The organism is Escherichia sp. E2562 (assembly GCF_005781075.1).
Taxonomy (GTDB): Bacteria; Pseudomonadota; Gammaproteobacteria; order Enterobacterales; family Enterobacteriaceae; genus Escherichia.
The window spans coordinates 117043-135945 of sequence record NZ_VATM01000002.1 but is presented as its reverse complement, the minus strand read 5'-3'; the positions used below and the strand labels follow the sequence as shown (position 1 = coordinate 135945).

Here is an 18903-nt window from a genome sequence, read left to right as displayed (position 1 = left end):
CTCCTGATTTATAATCCCTTCAGCAACTTCTCAACAAACTCTGGTACCACCTGGCTTGCCGGGCCGTAATATTTCTCGGCAAATTCATTACCGACCTGACTCGGTTCGAGATTGAGTTCAACCGTATGCGCGCCATGCAGCTTCGCTTCGTGAACAAACCCAGCCGCCGGATAAACATGCCCGGATGTGCCAATAGCAATGAAAATGTCGGCCATCGACAACGCCATATAAATTTCATCCATGCCGAGTGGCATTTCGCCAAACCACACTACGTGTGGGCGCAGCGGAGCCGGGAACTGGCAGCAATGACATTTGTCTTCTGGCGTGACGTCTCCGGTCCAGTCGAGAACCTGACCGCTTTGCGAACAACGTACTTTCAGCAATTCCCCATGCATATGAATCACATTGGTATTACCTGCGCGTTCATGCAGATTATCGATATTCTGCGTCACCAGCAAAAAGCGATCGCCGAGGGCGTCTTGCAGTTTAGCCAGAGCAAGATGTGCAGCGTTAGGCTGAATTTCTGGCTGCTGTAGTTGACGGCGACGGGCGTTATAAAACGCTTGCACCAGTTCAGGATCGCGATCAAAACCTTCCGGTGTAGCCACATCTTCAACCCGATGTTCTTCCCACAGGCCATCTGCTGCGCGAAAGGTACGAATACCTGATTCCGCAGAAATTCCTGCCCCTGTCAGTACGAGTACTCTTGGTTTTTCCATTGCTTCCGGCACCACTTTATCTCTGAAAAAAATACGCTGACGCAAACGCTCGTGCAGGCGGCGTTTATTTTTACGAAAACGACTTAACCGATGACCCCGACGCGACAACATAGCAACCTCTGTTGATTAATCGGTTAGATGTAGGAAGGCCGCACCACGCATTCCTCCTGCATCCCCGTGACGCGCGCGTTCAATGCGCGGAACACGAGCTACAGGTAAGAGATGACGAGGCAGCCTGTCCGCCAGTTGCGTTGTGATTGCCGGGAAATTCGATAAGCCACCGCCAATGACCAGCAAATCAGGGTCAACAATGGTCAGGATATTTCCCAGACAAACCGCTAATAAATCCAGATAACGCTCAACGTGCGCCCTTGCCTGCTCATCGCCTTGCTCATAAAGCGCAATAATTTCGGGAGCCTGCAACGGTTGATGATAATAGTGTTGATACAGCCACGCAAAACCGCGACCAGACAGATAATTTTCAATGCAACCGTGCTGACCACAGCCGCAGCGACGTAACGGGAAATCCAGCCCCATCATGGTTAACGCATCGACGGGAAGGCGCATATGCCCAAATTCACCCGTAATATAGCTTTTACCCGTTACCGGTTTACCGTTGAATACCAGTCCACCGCCAACGCCAGTCCCCAGGATCAGTCCCATCACCAGTGGATATTGGGTAAATTCATCGTCCCAGGCTTCAGAAAGGGCAAAGCAGTTGGCGTCGTTATTAAGGCGCACATCGCGTTCAAGGCGGGTGCTCAGATCGGCACGCAGCGGTTTACCGCTGGCGGCGGGGACATTGGCGGCATACAGCGTGCCATCTTCTGTTTCCGGCATTCCCGGAATACCGATGCCGACAGAACCTTTACAGCCAAAACGTTGATCGGCTTCAGCCACCAGTTCGCACACTGCATCTAAAAATGCGTCATAGCTGTCACGCGGTGTCGGCACCCGCTTTTCCCACTGCAACTGCCGACCGCTATCAAACACGCCTAGCGCAATTTTCGTTCCACCAATATCAAACCCGTAATACATTCCCGCTCCTTGTTTTAATGTACTGCCTTTACTGGCCGCTAAGGACTCGCGCAGGGTCAATATTACTGGCGCGTCGCGCCGGATACCAACTTGCCAAAAGACTCAGCAACAATGCTGTGACCAGTACGTAGAAGACGTCCAGCCAGTGCAATTCCGATGGCAGGAAGTCAATAAAATAGATATCGCTGGAGAGGAACTGATGACCAATCAGCTTTTCAATCCACTCAATAATAGGGGTAAGTTGCAGTGAAACCACTACGCCGATAATCACACCACAGAGGCTGCCGAACAGCCCTGCCAGCAATCCATACCAGACAAAGATGGCGCGAATTAAACCGTCTTTCGCCCCCAGCGTTCTTAAAACTGCGATATCGCCACTCTTGTCTTTCACCGCCATCACTAAGGTGGAGACGATGTTGAAACAGGCCACGCCAATCACCAGTACCATCGCCAGATACATAATGGCGCGGATCATCTGGATATCGCGATACATATAGCCGTAAGTACCAATCCAGCTTTTAATATAAACATAGCTGTTGGTTACTTCACCCGCGTCACGTACCAGTTTGTTAGCGTTAAAAACATCCGTCATTTTAAGGGCAATGCCTGACACACTGGAACCCATATCAAGATATTGTTGGGCATCCGCCAGCGGGATCATGGCAAAACTGTGATCGAGTTGGCCACTCAACTGCAAAATACCCGCAACGTGCAAACGCACACGTTTCGGCTGCATCAGCTTATGCTCGGGATTCGAGTTTGGGATCATGATCGACACCCAATCCCCCTGCTTCACTTTCAGCGCATCCGCCACGCCTTTGCCGATGATAATTTGCTGTTCGCCCGCTTTAAAATTGTTCCAGGCATCGCCCTGGACAAATGATGGCAGCGCGCTCAGACGCTGTTCCTGTTGCGGATCAACGCCTTTAACCTGCAGAGCGCGCAGATTCGCGCCACTCTCCACCAGCCCGGTGAAATTGATATACGGCGCAGCGGCGGCAATACCCGGCACTTTCTGCACTTTATCCAGTGCTTCCTGCCAGTTAGTCCACGGCTGATCTACCGCCTCAATTTCACCGTGCGGTACCACAGCAAGAATGCGGTTGTTCAGTTCGCGTTCAAAGCCATTCATCGCGCTTAAGCCGACGATCAATACCGCCACGCCAAGTGCAATGCCAATGGTAGAAATGACGGAGATCAGCGACACCATGCCGCCGCGCCGCCGTCCGCGACTAAAACGCAGGCCAATTAATAACGATAAAGGCATCGCCATTACTCCGCCCCCATCAGGCTTAGTTCCGCCGTCAGACGACCATCACGCATCTCCAGTTGGCGGCTCATGCGTTTCGCCAGTTGCAGGTCGTGAGTAACCACCAGGAACGCGGTGCCCTGCAAGCGATTCAACTCCCCAAGCAACTGGAAGATGCTGTCTGCGTTACGCGCGTCAAGGTTACCGGTAGGTTCATCCGCCAGCACCAGGCGCGGGTTATTGACCAGCGCACGGGCAATCGCCACACGCTGGCGCTCACCGCCGGAAAGCTCTGACGGGCGGTGATTCGCACGATGCTCCAGCCCCACCGCTTTTAACATTTCCAACGCTCGACTGTTGATTTCAGCGGGCTTTTTCTTGCCAATCAGCAGCGGCATAGCCACGTTTTCCAGGGCGGTAAAGTCCGGCAGCAAGTGGTGAAACTGATAAATAAAGCCCAGCTTCTGGTTGCGCAGTTCTGCTTTCGCCGCCGAAGACAGTTTGCTCATTGGCTGACCATTAAAAATCACATCGCCGGAGGTTGGCGTATCCAGCCCGCCTAACAGGTGCAGCAAGGTACTTTTACCAGAACCAGAGCTACCGACGATCGCCATCATTTCACCTTCGCCCACGCTGAAACTGACATTGTGCAGCACATCGGTTTGCACACTGCCTTCCTGATAGCGTTTGCACAGGTTGTCGCATTGCAACAGGATCTTATTCATAACGTAAAGCCTCAGCGGGTTGAGTGGCGGCAGCGCGCCAGGAAGGGTAAAGCGTAGACAACAGCGCGATAGCCATCGCCACCAGCGCAATAACAATGACCTGTAAAGGTTCGATAGCCACCGGCAGCGCTGCACCATCAAGCAGGACGCCGATTATCGGCATCAGATTATTCAACTGGCTGGCAAGCAGTGCGCCAAGCGCAGCTCCGAGGATTGCACCGATAATCCCGGCGCTGGCCCCTTGCACCATAAAGACCATCATGATTTGTCGCGGAGTTAAGCCTTGCGTTTGCAGGATCGCTACTTCGCCCTGCTTCTCCATCACCATTAGCCCCAGCGAGGTAATAATGTTAAACGCCGCAACGGCGACAATCAGGCTCAGCAGCAAGCCCATCATATTTTTTTCCATACGCACGGCCTGGAACAGCTCGCCTTTGCGATCGCGCCAGTCCTGCCATTTGCTGCCTTCTGGCAGTTTTTGCTGACTTAATGAGTCGACTTTCAGCGGCTCATCCAGCCACAAACGCCAGCCGGTAATATTGCCTGCCGGATAACGCATCAGACGCGAGGCATCCTCAATATTCACCAGCATTTCATAGCCATCGACTTCACTGTTGGCGGCGAAAGTGCCAATCACATTGAACAGGCGCTGACTTGGAATACGCCCCATTGGCGTGAACTGACTGGCAGATGGCACCATCACGCGAATTTGATCACCGCGATTAACGCCCAACTGTGAGGCCAGCTGTTCACCGAGGATGACATTATATTTCCCCGACTCGAGGTCAGTTTGTTTCACATTGACCAGATACGGCGTTAGTGGATCTTTTTGCGCCGGGTCGATACCCAGCATCACCCCGACCGCCACGCTGCGCGCGCTTTGCAGTACCACATCACCGGTAGTGATAGGTGCGACGCGATTAACGCCGTCCAGTTTGACTGCCGTTTCCGGGAGTTGCTGCGGGTTAAGAGAGCCATGCTCAGAAGAGAGAATTGCCTGTGGCATCAGGCCAAGGATGTTGTTTTGCAGCTCGCGCTCAAAGCCGTTCATCACTGACAATACTGTGACCAGTGCCATCACCCCGAGGGTAATGCCGATGGTAGAAAGCCAGGAGACGAAACGACCGAAGCGATCCGCTGCACGCCCACGCATGTAACGCAGGCCAATAAATAGAGCGACAGGTTGGTACATGAAATCCGTCTGGTTGCTGTTAGCAAAGACACGAGTATATAAGCGAAAGCGAGATGGGTAAACGTCTGAACTGTAAGTGATCGTCAGGGCTAATCTGAAAAGTACCAGCAAATCAATCGGCTAAAGGGCCTCATTTTCTCATCGGCCTTGTGGCCTGATCTTTATCTGAAAAATAACCAAATACAGACAGATACGCATTACACCACGCGACTCGCCCCGCAGGATCAACAGCATGTTAAATAAAAAGAGCGTGTTGTCCTGATGAAACAAAAAGAGCTATGGATTAACCAGATCAAAGGGTTATGTATTTGTCTGGTGGTAATTTATCACTCGGTCATTACCTTTTATCCGCATCTGACCACTTTCCAGCATCCGTTATCGGAAGTCCTGAGCAAATGCTGGATCTATTTCAATCTTTACCTTGCGCCCTTTCGTATGCCGGTTTTTTTCTTTATTTCCGGCTACTTGATTCGCCGCTATATCGACAGCGTACCCTGGGGAAATTGTCTCGATAAACGCATCTGGAATATCTTCTGGGTGCTGGCGCTTTGGGGCGTGGTGCAGTGGATGGCGTTAAGTGCGCTGAACCCGTGGCTGGCGCCTGAGCGCGATTTAAGCAATGCCTCCAATGCCGCGTATGCCGATTCCACCGGTGAGTTCCTGCACGGGATGATCACCGCCAGCACCAGCTTGTGGTATCTGTATGCTTTAATTGTCTATTTCGTGATATGTAAAATTTTTAACCGCCTGGCACTGCCGTTATTCGTTCTGTTTGTGCTGATGAGTGTGGCGGTTAATTTCGTTCCCACGCCATGGTGGGGAATGAACAGTGTGATCCGCAATTTGCCTTATTACAGCCTTGGTGCATGGTTTGGCGCAACATTAATGACCTGTGTTAAAGAGGTGCCGTTGCGCCGCCATCTGCTGATGGCTTCTTTGCTGGCTGTTCTGGCGGTTGCTGCCTGGTTGTTTAATATCTCGCTGCTGTTGTCGCTGGTATCGATTGTAGTGATCATGAAACTGTTTTATCAGTACGAGCAGCGTTTCGGTATGCGTTCCTCCAGCCTACTGAATGTGATTGGTTCTAACACCATTGCCATCTACACCACCCATCGCATTCTGGTAGAGATATTCAGCTTAAGTCTGATTCCGCAAATGAATGCAGCCCGCTGGTCGCCGCAACTCGAACTAACGCTCCTGCTGGTTTATCCTTTTGTCAGTTTGTTGATTTGTACTGTTGCTGGATTACTGGTGCGAAAATTTTCACAACGCGCATTCAGCGACCTGTTGTTCTCCCCGCCTTCTCTACCTGCCACCAGTTACTCCCGTTAAACCATCGCCCCTGCCGGGGCGATTCGATTTGCTAAACCATCTCGATTACGGATAATGAACAGCATTGCTTATCAGAGATAGGCCCCCATATGTTGGGGCATATCCTAACGAGACTCTGACAACCGTTATGCCTGAACAATATCGTTATACGCTGCCCGTCAAAGCGGGTGAGCAGCGTCTGCTGGGCGAGTTAACTGGCGCTGCCTGCGCGACGCTGGTGGCGGAAATTGCCGAACGTCACGCCGGTCCGGTGGTACTCATTGCACCAGATATGCAAAATGCTCTGCGTTTGCATGATGAGATCAGCCAGTTCACCGATCAGATGGTGATGAATCTGGCGGACTGGGAAACACTCCCTTACGACAGTTTTTCACCTCATCAGGACATTATCTCCTCGCGCCTTTCCACCCTTTACCAGCTACCGACGATGCAGCGTGGCGTACTGATTGTTCCGGTGAATACGCTTATGCAGCGCGTTTGCCCGCACAGTTTTCTCCACGGTCATGCGCTGGTGATGAAAAAAGGTCAGCGCCTGTCACGAGATGCATTACGAACCCAACTGGACAGCGCAGGTTATCGCCATGTTGATCAGGTGATGGAGCACGGCGAATACGCCACGCGCGGCGCGTTGTTGGATCTCTTCCCGATGGGCAGCGAGCTACCTTATCGTCTTGATTTCTTTGATGATGAAATCGACAGCCTGCGTGTATTTGACGTCGATAGCCAGCGCACGCTGGAAGAAGTTGAAGCCATCAACCTGCTGCCCGCACACGAATTCCCGACCGATAAAGCGGCGATTGAACTGTTCCGCAGCCAGTGGCGCGATACCTTCGAAGTGAAGCGCGATCCAGAACATATTTACCAGCAAGTGAGTAAAGGCACATTGCCTGCCGGGATCGAGTACTGGCAGCCGCTATTCTTCAGCGAACCGCTGCCGCCACTGTTCAGTTATTTCCCTGCCAATACATTGCTGGTGAATACTGGCGATCTGGAAAACAGTGCCGAACGTTTCCAGGCTGACACGCTGGCGCGTTTTGAAAGCCGTGGCGTCGATCCAATGCGACCGCTGTTACCGCCACAATCGCTCTGGCTGCGGGTGGACGAGCTCTTTTCAGAGCTGAAAAACTGGCCCCGCGTGCAGCTAAAAGCTGAACATTTACCGACAAAAGCAGCGAATGCCAATTTAGGCTTCGAGAAGCTGCCAGACCTGGCCGTTCAGGCGCAACAAAAAGCGCCGCTGGATGCGCTGCGTAAGTTCCTCGAGTCTTTCGACGGTCCGGTGGTGTTCTCGGTAGAAAGTGAAGGTCGCCGTGAAGCGCTGGGTGAACTGCTCGCGCGAATTAAAATTGCCCCGCAACGCATTATGCGTCTTGATGAAGCCAGCGACCGTGGGCGTTATTTGATGATTGGCGCTGCCGAACATGGTTTTGTCGATACGGTGCGTAATCTGGCGCTGATCTGCGAAAGCGATCTGCTCGGTGAACGCGTTGCCCGTCGTCGTCAGGATTCTCGCCGTGCCATCAACCCCGATACACTGATCCGCAACCTTGCGGAATTGCATATTGGTCAGCCAGTGGTCCATCTGGAGCACGGCGTCGGGCGCTATGCCGGAATGACCACGCTGGAAGCCGGCGGCATTACTGGCGAGTATTTGATGCTCACCTACGCCAACGACGCCAAACTGTATGTTCCGGTGTCGTCACTGCATCTGATTAGCCGTTACGCAGGTGGCGCGGAAGAAAACGCCCCGCTGCATAAACTTGGCGGCGATGCGTGGTCACGCGCGCGGCAGAAAGCGGCGGAAAAAGTGCGTGATGTGGCGGCGGAATTGCTGGATATCTACGCGCAACGCGCCGCCAAAGAGGGCTTCGCGTTTAAGCACGATCGTGAGCAATATCAATTGTTCTGCGACAGCTTCCCGTTTGAAACCACGCCGGATCAGGCGCAAGCCATTAATGCTGTGCTTAGCGACATGTGTCAGCCGCTGGCAATGGATCGTCTGGTGTGCGGCGATGTTGGCTTTGGTAAAACAGAAGTCGCGATGCGCGCCGCTTTCCTGGCGGTAGAGAATCACAAGCAGGTGGCGGTGTTGGTGCCAACCACTCTTCTCGCGCAACAGCATTACGACAACTTCCGCGACCGTTTCGCCAACTGGCCGGTACGCATCGAAATGATCTCCCGTTTCCGCAGCGCCAAAGAGCAGACGCAAATCCTTGCGGAAGTGGCGGAAGGGAAAATCGATATTCTGATCGGTACGCACAAACTGCTGCAAAATGACGTCAAGTTTAAAGATTTAGGCTTGCTGATTGTCGATGAAGAACACCGCTTCGGGGTGCGTCATAAAGAGCGCATTAAAGCGATGCGGGCGAACGTGGATATTCTGACGCTTACCGCTACGCCAATCCCACGTACGCTGAATATGGCGATGAGCGGAATGCGTGACCTGTCGATTATCGCCACGCCACCCGCCCGTCGTCTGGCTGTTAAAACGTTTGTCCGCGAGTATGACAGTCTGGTGGTCAGAGAGGCGATTCTGCGTGAAATTTTGCGCGGGGGGCAGGTTTATTATCTCTACAATGATGTGGAAAACATCCAGAAAGCCGCCGAACGGCTGGCGGAACTGGTGCCTGAAGCGCGGATTGCCATCGGTCACGGGCAGATGCGTGAGCGTGAACTGGAACGGGTGATGAATGATTTCCATCATCAACGTTTCAACGTGCTGGTTTGTACCACCATCATCGAAACCGGAATCGACATCCCGACTGCCAACACCATTATCATTGAACGCGCGGATCACTTCGGTCTGGCGCAGCTACACCAGTTGCGCGGTCGCGTCGGACGTTCGCATCATCAGGCATATGCATGGCTGCTGACGCCGCATCCGAAAGCGATGACTACCGATGCGCAAAAACGTCTTGAAGCGATTGCCTCGCTGGAAGATCTCGGGGCAGGCTTTGCGCTGGCAACGCACGATCTGGAGATCCGCGGCGCGGGTGAATTGCTTGGCGAAGAACAGAGCGGCTCGATGGAAACCATCGGTTTCTCGCTGTATATGGAGTTGCTGGAAAACGCCGTCGATGCACTGAAAGCCGGACGCGAGCCGTCGCTGGAAGATCTCACCAGCCAGCAAACAGAAGTCGAGCTGCGGATGCCGTCGCTATTGCCAGATGATTTCATCCCTGACGTGAATACGCGTTTGTCGTTCTATAAACGTATTGCCAGCGCCAAAACGGAAAACGAACTGGAAGAGATCAAAGTCGAGCTTATCGATCGCTTCGGCCTGCTGCCGGATCCGGCGCGTACCCTGCTGGATATTGCCCGTCTGCGCCAGCAAGCGCAGAAACTGGGGATCAGGAAGCTGGAAGGTAATGAGAAAGGCGGCGTGATCGAATTTGCCGAGAAGAATCACGTGAATCCAGCCTGGCTGATTGGTTTGCTGCAAAAACAGCCGCAGCATTATCGCCTTGATGGCCCGACGCGCCTGAAGTTTATTCAGGATTTGAGCGAGCGGAAAACGCGTATCGAATGGGTTCGCCAGTTTATGCGTGAACTGGAAGAGAACGCGATCGCTTAATGGTGATATCGGGGGCGTTTCTGCGCCCCCATCTGTAACATTTACAAATTCTTTGCACTTCCCTGCACTATCCGACACTGTCACCATCCATAATTCAGGCTTATCTTTTTATTACAATAACCTTATATTTATTATGGATTTTTGGTGATGATCAAAACGCGTTTTTCTCGCTGGCTGACGTTTTTTACGTTCGCTGCTGCCGTGGTGCTGGCACTACCGGCAAAAGCCAATACCTGGCCGCTGCCGCCAGCGGGCAGTCGTCTGGTTGGCGAAAATAAATTTCATGTGGTGGAAAATGACGGTGGTTCGCTGGAAGCCATCGCCAAAAAATATAACGTCGGCTTTCTCGCTCTGTTACAGGCTAACCCCGGCGTTGATCCTTACGTGCCACGCGCGGGTAGCGTGTTAACGATTCCGTTGCAAACTCTACTACCAGACGCGCCGCGCGAAGGCATTGTGATCAACATTGCGGAGCTGCGTCTCTATTACTACCCGCCGGGTAAAAATTCGGTAACCGTGTATCCAATAGGTATTGGTCAGTTAGGTGGTGACACGCTGACACCGACAATGGTGACCACCGTTTCAGACAAACGTGCAAACCCAACCTGGACGCCTACAGCGAATATTCGCGCCCGTTATAAAGCACAGGGAATTGAGTTGCCTGCGGTAGTTCCGGCTGGGCCGGATAACCCAATGGGCCATCATGCGATTCGTCTGACGGCCTATGGCGGCGTTTATTTGCTTCACGGTACGAACGCCGATTTCGGCATTGGCATGCGGGTAAGTTCTGGCTGTATTCGTCTACGGGATGACGATATCAAAACACTCTTTAGCCAGGTCACCCCAGGCACCAAAGTGAATATCATCAACACGCCGATAAAAGTCTCTGCCGAACCAAACGGTGCGCGTCTGGTTGAAGTGCATCAGCCGCTGTCAGAGAAGATTGATGACGATCCGCAGCTATTGCCGATTACGCTGAATAGCGCAATGCAATCATTTAAAGATGCAGCACAAACTGATGCTGAAGTGATGCAGCATGTGATGGATGTCCGTTCCGGAATGCCGGTAGATGTGCGCCGCCATCAACTGAGCCCACAATCGCTGTAACTCCCGGATAAAAAAATCCCCGCGGCACAGTATGTCGCGGGGAAAAAAGCAGCAATAGCGGGCATTAATGAGGGTTAATGCTTATTTATAAATGACGGCCGTTCCGTGGAGGGTATTCGGACCGGTTACTGAAGTAATACGGAAAGATTTTGCGCCCATCTCATCCGCTTTTTGTGCCAGCTGTTCTTCCAGCGATCCCAGATTTGTCCCCGCGTTAGCACTAATTGTACCCACTTTTTGTTGGCCTTCTGGTGTTGCCTGAACTTCGACAGCAGCAAAGCTGGTAAATGACATGGAACTTAAAATCGCCGCAGCGATGAGGGTTTTTACGTTTTTCATAATAGTGGCCTTATGCAGGTGAATGGCGTCGCAAGAAATTACTTAACGATCGATAACTAAATGATAGATGTGATCCAGATCACATACAAGAAGTTTTTTATAACAATCATTAATTAAATTAAAAAACTTTAAATTTCAGTTAAATGGAGAGTTTTGATTTTTCTATTTTCTGGACTGGTGAAGGGAGGTGATTATTTTTATAATAACCATTCATTCACAGCCACCAGGTACAATGGCATCATGGCAACAGACTCAACACATTGTGTAAAAAAAAGCCGTGGCCGCCCAAAAGTGTTCGACAGGGACGCCGCGCTTGATAAGGCCATGAAATTGTTCTGGCAGCACGGTTATGAAGCGACTTCCCTTGCGGACCTCGTTGAAGCGACCGGAGCCAAAGCGCCAACGCTCTACGCGGAATTTACCAACAAAGAGGGGTTATTTCGCGCCGTACTCGACCGTTATATCGATCGCTTTGCCGCTAAGCATGAAGCGCAGTTGTTTTGTGAAGAAAAAAGCGTGGAGTCTGCACTGGCGGACTATTTTGCTGCCGTCGCCAGCTGCTTTACCAGCAAAGACACCCCTGCGGGTTGCTTTATGATTAACAACTGCACCACGCTTTCAGCGGATTCGGGCGATATTGCTCATACGGTGAAATCACGTCACGCAATGCAAGAACGCACCTTGCAGCAGTTTTTAAGTCAACGCCAGGCACGCGGGGAAATTCCCGCCCACTGTGACGTAACGCATCTTGCGGAATTTCTTAATTGTATTATTCAGGGGATGTCGATAAGCGCCCGTGAAGGCGCATCGCTGGAAAAACTGATGCTGATTGCCCGGACAACGCTGCGTGTATGGCCTGAACTGGTGAAGTAAGACGCAAAAAAAAGCCCCTCAGCCTGAGCGAATGAGGGGCTAAATTGCAGAGTACAGCCTTGTTATACTTTGTTATTCAGAACCAGTTGCCCATTGTTATCTAATGGGATTTGCGTACCCGGATCGCTGTTCATCCGAATTTTGCCCTGCTGATCGCCAATCTTATAGGTCACATCATAACCGAGCATTTTTTCTGACTTGTCATACACCGTTTTACAACGCTGCTGCGTGGCAGTGTAAGTATCGCTTTCCTGGAGAGAGCCCTGGATCTGGTTACCGGCATATCCACCGCCCAGCACCCCCACAACAGTGGCGACATCTTTACCGCGACCACCACCAAACTGATGCCCTATCACCCCGCCAGCGACGGCCCCGAGGACCGAACCAGCAATGCGGTTTTCATCCTGTACCGGTCGGCGATGGGTCACCGTGACATTGCGGCACTCCTGGCGCGGTGTTTTAACCGTTTCCTTGATTGGGGTTGCAGAAACAACCTGAGCGTATTGCGGGCCACGTTCAAACACGTTCAGACTGGCCACTGCCGCTACGCCAAGCGCAGCCGCTACACCAATCCCGATACCCGCCAACATTGATTTATTCACGGGAACACCTCCTTCTTTGCAGTTATGACAATCATGCAAGCGAAGGGGAAAAGCAGCTATCAGACAGAAGATGAAAAGCGTGGGAATAGCAGGAAAAGCTGAAGGATTCAGAGAAGTCTGAAAGGATGCCTGAACGACGCGGCTACCGATCGCACTGTTCCTCAAGGGCGGATGAGGCGTTTACGCCACATCCGCCAGTGTACGCCGATTAATGCAACTTCAAACGCGGACGGATAACGCGGTTGATACTGCCCACCAGCATCATTAATCCGGTTTTAAAGTAGCCATGCAGCGCAATCTGATGCATTCGGTATAGCGAGATGTATACAAAGCGCGCAATTCGTCCTTCAATCATCATTGAACCGCGCGTCAGGTTACCCATCAGGCTACCGACGGTGGAGAAGTTGGACAGCGATACCAGCGAACCGTGATCCTTATACTGATAATTTTTCAGCGGTTTACCGTTCATCTGCGCCAGAATGTTGTTCATTGCGCAGGTCGCCATCTGATGTGCGGCCTGAGCGCGCGGCGGTACAAAGCCCCCTTCCGGACGCGGGCATGACGCACAGTCGCCAATAGCGTAAATGTCTGGATCGCGCGTGGTTTGCAGCGTCGGTTCCACCACCAGTTGGTTGATACGGTTGGTTTCAAGACCACCAATATCTTTCAGGAAATCTGGTGCTTTTATCCCGGCAGCCCACACCATCAGATCGGCCTGAATATATTCACCATCTTTAGTGTGCAAACCGCCTTCATCGGCACTGGTAACCATAGTTTGCGTCAGCACGCGAACGCCCAGTTTCGTTAACTCATTGTGAGCCGCAGCAGAGATACGCGGCGGTAACGCTGGCAAAATTCGCTCTCCCGCTTCCACCAGAGTAACGTTCAGGGCTTCGTTGGTCAGCCCTTTGTAACCGTAACTGTGCAGTTGTTTCACGGCATTGTGCAATTCGGCAGAGAGCTCTACGCCGGTCGCGCCGCCGCCAACAATCGCAATATTCACTTTGCCATTGGCGCCCAGGTTAGCAGAAAACTTCAGGAACAGATTCAGCATCTCCTGATGGAAACGACGTGCCTGATGCGGGTTATCAAGGAAAATGCAGTTCTCTTTTACGCCCGGCGTGTTGAAATCGTTAGAGGTGCTACCCAGCGCCATCACCAGCGTGTCGTAAGCAATTTTCCGCTCTGGAACTAACAATTCACCTTTTTCGTCGCGCAGTTCAGCAATGGTGATTGTTTTCGCTTCACGATCGATATCAACCACAGACCCCAGCTGAAACTGGAAACCATGATTACGCGCATGGGCCAGATAGCTCAGCGCATCAACGCCTTCATCGAGCGATCCGGTCGCCACTTCGTGCAGCAACGGTTTCCACAGGTGACTGTGGTTACGATCGACCAATGTAATTTTGGCTTTTTTCTTGCGCCCCAGCTTATCTCCAAGCTGTGTTGCCATTTCCAGCCCACCAGCACCGCCGCCGACAATCACAATTTTTTTCAATGGCGTAGTCAACGTGACCCCCTTAAATTTATTAACCAATTGTTAACTAATGGTTATTAACATAGCTATTAATTAACAACAGGTTACAGCAATGAAAATGTTCTTCGCTATTGAGAATAACATGAATGGTGCATTGGTCATACCAAAATTGATGTTAATCAAGTTTTGTTGCTGAAAAGATAGGCGGTTTTACCTGTTGAGATCAAAAAACAGAGTTTATTGTTTATTATTCGAGCTAATTCAGGAGAGTGATGCGTATATGGAGGGCGTTTGGTAGGCCTGATAAGACGCGAACGGCGTCGCATCAGGCACATTGCCAGTGTCGGATGCGGCGTGAACGCCTTATCCGACCTACAGAATCCGGGGCCGCATCAGGTACCGACAAGGTTACCTGATGCGACGATGCCAATTAACCGAGGGTTTTGAATGCTTTAATGCGCTGCAAATACGGAGAGATATTTTTGAATTTGTGTGTCTGCTCTTCGTCCCAGACAATCTCGTAATAATGATGCAACTCTTCAGATGTCCGCTGACTGTTAAGCGCTTCATCGTGACGCGACAAAATCACCAGGCAACGATCGCGATTCTTCTCACGGAAGTTGGTCACACACTTGGTGGCAATATCGGCATACTCTTCCGGGCGATCAATCTTCCCTTCCATGTTCTCATAAGGGAACAAATTGGGATTGAAGATCACCTGGCGAATATCACAGAGAAAACCAATCCGCTCTGCCCAATAACCGCCCAGACCAACACCACAAATGAGCGGGCGCTCGTCGACGTTCAGTTGCAGCATTTTGTCCACTTCTTTGAGCAAATGCTGCATATCATGTTTCGGATGCCGCGTACTGTAGCTTATTAGCCGTACATCCGGGTCAATAAACTGCAATTGTAAGACTTTCTCGTGGTTACCCGGACTGTTAGAGTCAAAACCGTGCAAATAGATAATCATCGCTTCCTCACATAAGCCAGGGTTAATGACCTGCCTTCTCTTCCTGCCAGCGTTCATGTAACTGATTCAGACGGGCGCTGATCTCTTTCCAGCGAGCCGAGTCCATCAGTTCCTGTCGCGAAAATGAACCTTTATGATACAAACGTGTAACACGTTCTGCCTTGATCGGTGACAGATTATCTAACACGCTGACGGCCCCTTTACGATTATTGCAGACCAGGATCATATCGCAACCTGCATCCAGTGATGCCTGTCCACGCTCGGCATAACTGCCCATAATCGCGGCACCTTCCATCGATAAATCGTCAGAGAAAATCACGCCGTCAAACCCCAGCTCCTGACGTAAAACAGTTTTCAGCCAGTGGGGAGAACCGCTCGCCGGACGCGGATCAACATCGCTGTAGATCACATGCGCGGGCATAATGGCATCGAGTTTATTTTCGCAAATTAACGTACTGAAAACCGACATATCTTTGGCACGAATTTCCGCTTGCGGGCGGGGGTCGCACGGCGTCTCTTTGTGTGAATCTGCAGTTACGGCACCGTGACCAGGAAAATGTTTACCGGTGGTTTTCATTCCGGCTTCATGCATCCCATCAATAAACCGACTGGCGATTGCCAGGGCTTTTTCTGGGTCGGCATGATAAGAACGTTCACCAATCGCCGCGCTGATATGTCCTACGTCCAGCACTGGCGCAAAGCTGATATCAATATCCATAGCTATCATTTCGCTGGCCATCAGCCAACCTGCCTCTTGCGCCAGTTTGCCCCCCTCTTCCATTCCTAACAGCGCAGCGAATGATTGCGCTGCCGGTAAGCGGGTAAAACCGTCACGAAAACGCTGCACACGTCCACCTTCCTGATCCACCGCCACCACCAGGTGATTGCGTGAAGCTGCGCGGATCTGGCGTACCAGTTCGCGCAACTGTGCTGGATCATGATAGTTACGTGTAAAGAGAATCAGCCCTCCCACCAGCGGATGCGCTAGTATTTCGCGCTCTTCCGCGTCCAGTTCATAACCTTCAACATCCAACATTACTGGACCCACACTGCTCTCCTTATTGTTTTATTGATAGCTGCCGCCAGGTGTCATTGGCCAGCCTGATAAATTGTTGATCGCCGGTTTGTTGCCAGCGGTACTCAAACCACCCTGCTTTCAGCATCAGTAACCAGGGAAACCAGCGCCTGACCTGATGCCACAAATGCGCCGAATTAATATTCGCCCGCACGGCATAGTCATTAACTAATTGCCGGTGCTGCTCACTATTTTCCACCCACACCGCCGCCAGTTCCAGAGCGATATCGCCATCACCGGCATACTCCCAGTCGATGAGTTTTAGCCCTGACGAGGTATAGACTAAGTTCCCTGCATGAACATCCATATGCAACGGACTTAATCGTAACGGTTGTGGTTCGCGCGCTTTACGCAGACGTTTTAACAGTCGCAACCATCCCGCTGTTCGCCGCGCCGGATCGCTTCGCTGCCAGTACCGTTCCAGTAACGGCAGCAGGGTTATTCGCCAGCCAAAACGCGGTTGTTGATGCAGATAATACAGCAAGCCTGCCAGTTCGTCGGTATCCGGCAATTGCGTTTTTACCTCGCCGGGCAAATAGTCGACCGCCATCCAGCCACGGAGATAGAGACGTGGCTTCGGTGCAAGGTATGCCGGTAATCTTGATAACGCCCGGTACTGGCGCAGAAACACGGACTGCGGCGCATCAGGATCGTGAGTCTGACGCACAACAAAACGCTGATCCTGATGTTCAATGAGAAAACTCCCGCCGCTAAGTCCACTGTTAAACGTCGCGACGGGGTGATACTGCGGGAAATAGCGCGACAATAACTCGTCGCGCGTGATGGGATTATTGTTGCTGAACGGCACCTTTACCTGACCAGATAATTTCGCCCGTCTGCACCAGCATCAACTGCATTTGCAGGGTCGGAGCGTTAACGTTGCCAGAGGCGCTGGAGTACAGCACGTAATGAGCCCCCACGTTGCGAGCAATACCAATGGCTTTACTACGGGTGCCTAAGCTATCCTGCGGCGACAAACCTAACTGCTGCTTGGCCATCGAAAGCTGCTGGGCGGAAACGAGGGTAAATTTACCGTTATTAGCCAGTGCATTGCGCAGCGTTTCTGTCGCTTCCCCGGTATTCAAAGAACCATTGGTGCGGTTATTGACGCTATCAACCAGCAAGACGCTGCCTGCGGTCACGCCATCGGCCCCAAGCATCTTACCGACCATCGGCTGCATTGCGCCATTCCAGTCATAATGACGAATATGCGGCGCAGGCGGTGCGGTTTGGTCTTCGTGCTCAATTGGCCCTGGCTGCTCCGGGATCGTCGGCACTGATGGCACTGTGGGTACTGGCTGTTGCGGCTCAGCCGGTTGCTCCGGCGCAGGTTTTACCTCTTCTACCGGTGCGGGTTCACGTGGCCCCACACACCCGGCGAGAAACATCGCCAGCGCGGTGATTAAGGCGTAGCGACTCATTTTTGTCATCAAGATTCACCCCTTACAAATAAAGATAAAGTCTGACTTTGTGCGCTCCAAGAAAATTGGCGCTGCCGTACAGAGTCACCGCTGAACGTGCGGGAATGGTGACGCTGCGCGGCGTTTCCAGAGGGTGCATCTCAAGCCCCCTGGCGTCATACCAGTAAAAACGATAATGAACGGTAACGGGTTCTTGCCTTTCGTTATAAAGCGTCGAGGATGCTGAAGGCTGAATATCAGACGTTGAAAGAACGGGCTTTTCTGCGCTAATGCCCGCTGCCAGCAAAGATGACTCCATCACCAGTGACTGTTCATCATTCACCGGGATTTCCGGATGTGAACGACAACCGACCAGCAATAGCAACGCCAAAGACGCCAGTCCAAAGCATCCTTTTCTCATCGTTACAGGCCTTTATGCGCCAGCATTGGCCCCAACGGACGGCCACCCAGCAGGTGCATATGAATGTGATAGACCTCTTGTCCGCCATGACGGTTGGTGTTCATGATCAAACGATAGCCGTCTTCGGCAATACCCTCTTGCTCGGCGATTTTTGCCGCTACGGTGATCATACGCCCCAACGCCTGCTCATGCTCGGCAGACACGTCGTTCACGGTAGGGATAAGGATATTTGGAATGATCAGAATATGCGTTGGCGCTTGCGGCGAAATATCGCGAAACGCCGTTACCAGCTCATCCTGGTAGACGATATCGGAGGGGATCTCACGACGAATAATTTTGCTGAAAATAGTTTCTTCTGCCACGACATTTTCCTTTTTCAAATTGCCATGCGTTGCGCCATGCTACGCCGCGCTACACTGCGAGTATAGAGTATGGTCGAGTTAAACCTGCTCTTTCAACCTTAAGCCACGATTTATAAGCAAAAAATCGTTTTACTGCCGTATACATCGCCATTATTCCCATTTTTGCCTATGAATGGGCCGAAAACACCTTTTCTCTTTGGTTTAGATAATAACAGGGATATCGGCGACAAGGCCCTTCCTGCTACCACCAGCATTGCTTTGACAGTTTCCTTCCACTGCCGGGCAAAATTGCTATGCGCAAGTGGAACTGTTCGCCTGTTATCAGGCAACCCCAAACGTCTCATTGCTGGAAATAATCTGCTCGACAAAACCTACGATATCAACGTGAAAGGAACTATCGCCCCGGGCGCAACACGCAATTTAATGATGACCGGTCTGATTA

18 protein-coding genes are annotated in these 18903 nt (G+C 51.8%); 4 read left to right on the top strand and 14 right to left on the bottom strand.

Features of this window, described 5'->3' with window-relative positions; translation table 11 throughout:
• Positions 1-8: 8 nt before the first annotated feature.
• The 5 genes from cobB to lolC are packed head-to-tail and all read right to left on the bottom strand — an operon-like array spanning position 9 to position 4923.
• On the bottom strand, positions 9-830 hold the full coding sequence (gene cobB, locus FEK43_RS02420; RefSeq protein ID WP_096938882.1) for a Sir2 family NAD+-dependent deacetylase: 822 nt from the start codon (positions 828-830) through the stop codon (positions 9-11).
• Between the two features lie 15 nt (positions 831-845).
• A complete protein-coding gene (nagK, locus tag FEK43_RS02415; protein ID WP_135406410.1) occupies positions 846-1757 on the bottom strand; it encodes an N-acetylglucosamine kinase in 912 nt (303 codons plus the stop codon).
• A gap of 28 nt (positions 1758-1785) precedes the next feature.
• On the bottom strand, positions 1786-3030 hold the full coding sequence (gene lolE, locus FEK43_RS02410) for a lipoprotein-releasing ABC transporter permease subunit LolE (RefSeq protein ID WP_042003467.1): 1245 nt from the start codon (positions 3028-3030) through the stop codon (positions 1786-1788).
• Positions 3030-3731 (bottom strand): lipoprotein-releasing ABC transporter ATP-binding protein LolD, encoded by a 702-nt coding sequence (gene lolD / locus FEK43_RS02405; RefSeq protein WP_001033695.1) that lies wholly within the window; start codon positions 3729-3731, stop codon positions 3030-3032. Before lolD ends, lolE begins: the two co-directional genes overlap by 1 nt.
• On the bottom strand, positions 3724-4923 hold the full coding sequence (lolC, locus tag FEK43_RS02400) for a lipoprotein-releasing ABC transporter permease subunit LolC (RefSeq protein WP_097123823.1): 1200 nt from the start codon (positions 4921-4923) through the stop codon (positions 3724-3726). The genes lolD and lolC overlap by 8 nt, the downstream gene beginning before the upstream one ends.
• 261 nt (positions 4924-5184) lie before the next feature.
• On the opposite strand from lolC, the gene FEK43_RS02395 reads away from it, so the two are divergent.
• The 3 genes from FEK43_RS02395 (at position 5185) to ldtC (ending at position 10936) form a co-directional block, all read left to right on the top strand.
• Positions 5185-6255 carry an acyltransferase family protein gene (locus FEK43_RS02395; protein WP_130205573.1) on the top strand — a complete coding sequence of 357 codons (1071 nt, stop codon included), beginning with the start codon at positions 5185-5187 and terminating at the stop codon, positions 6253-6255.
• A 127-nt stretch (positions 6256-6382) separates the two neighbouring features.
• The gene (mfd, locus tag FEK43_RS02390; RefSeq protein WP_131162240.1) at positions 6383-9829 is read left to right on the top strand and encodes a transcription-repair coupling factor; all 3447 of its coding nucleotides are present in this window, start codon (positions 6383-6385) and stop codon (positions 9827-9829) included.
• A gap of 144 nt (positions 9830-9973) precedes the next feature.
• Complete coding sequence (gene ldtC, locus FEK43_RS02385) at positions 9974-10936, top strand: L,D-transpeptidase LdtC (protein ID WP_167850469.1); 963 nt, start codon at positions 9974-9976, stop codon at positions 10934-10936.
• Between the two features lie 81 nt (positions 10937-11017).
• Here ldtC and bhsA read toward each other — a convergent pair whose 3' ends face one another.
• The gene (gene bhsA, locus FEK43_RS02380) at positions 11018-11275 is read right to left on the bottom strand and encodes a multiple stress resistance protein BhsA (RefSeq protein WP_135406408.1); all 258 of its coding nucleotides are present in this window, start codon (positions 11273-11275) and stop codon (positions 11018-11020) included.
• Between the two features lie 240 nt (positions 11276-11515).
• On the opposite strand from bhsA, the gene comR reads away from it, so the two are divergent.
• Complete coding sequence (comR, locus tag FEK43_RS02375) at positions 11516-12148, top strand: TetR family copper-responsive transcriptional repressor ComR (RefSeq protein ID WP_135406406.1); 633 nt, start codon at positions 11516-11518, stop codon at positions 12146-12148.
• A gap of 62 nt (positions 12149-12210) precedes the next feature.
• Here comR and FEK43_RS02370 read toward each other — a convergent pair whose 3' ends face one another.
• The 8 genes from FEK43_RS02370 to hinT form a co-directional block, all read right to left on the bottom strand.
• The gene (locus tag FEK43_RS02370; RefSeq protein ID WP_135406403.1) at positions 12211-12750 is read right to left on the bottom strand and encodes a glycine zipper 2TM domain-containing protein; all 540 of its coding nucleotides are present in this window, start codon (positions 12748-12750) and stop codon (positions 12211-12213) included.
• 208 nt (positions 12751-12958) lie between these two features.
• Positions 12959-14263, bottom strand: coding sequence for an NADH-quinone dehydrogenase (gene ndh, locus FEK43_RS02365; RefSeq protein ID WP_064528597.1), 1305 nt, complete (start codon positions 14261-14263; stop codon positions 12959-12961).
• Between the two features lie 397 nt (positions 14264-14660).
• A complete protein-coding gene (gene ycfP / locus FEK43_RS02360) occupies positions 14661-15203 on the bottom strand; it encodes an alpha/beta hydrolase YcfP (protein WP_135406401.1) in 543 nt (180 codons plus the stop codon).
• A gap of 22 nt (positions 15204-15225) precedes the next feature.
• On the bottom strand, positions 15226-16251 hold the full coding sequence (gene nagZ / locus FEK43_RS02355; RefSeq protein ID WP_130205563.1) for a beta-N-acetylhexosaminidase: 1026 nt from the start codon (positions 16249-16251) through the stop codon (positions 15226-15228).
• A gap of 10 nt (positions 16252-16261) precedes the next feature.
• On the bottom strand, positions 16262-17086 hold the full coding sequence (gene thiK / locus FEK43_RS02350) for a thiamine kinase (RefSeq protein ID WP_130205561.1): 825 nt from the start codon (positions 17084-17086) through the stop codon (positions 16262-16264).
• Positions 17067-17708, bottom strand: coding sequence for a penicillin-binding protein activator LpoB (gene lpoB, locus FEK43_RS02345; RefSeq protein WP_130205559.1), 642 nt, complete (start codon positions 17706-17708; stop codon positions 17067-17069). The genes thiK and lpoB overlap by 20 nt, the downstream gene beginning before the upstream one ends.
• A gap of 13 nt (positions 17709-17721) precedes the next feature.
• On the bottom strand, positions 17722-18099 hold the full coding sequence (locus tag FEK43_RS02340) for a YcfL family protein (protein WP_130205557.1): 378 nt from the start codon (positions 18097-18099) through the stop codon (positions 17722-17724).
• A gap of 2 nt (positions 18100-18101) precedes the next feature.
• Positions 18102-18461: a purine nucleoside phosphoramidase gene (gene hinT, locus FEK43_RS02335; RefSeq protein ID WP_054445830.1), complete on the bottom strand. Its 360-nt coding sequence runs from the start codon at positions 18459-18461 to the stop codon at positions 18102-18104.
• Between the last annotated feature and the right edge of the window lie 442 nt (positions 18462-18903).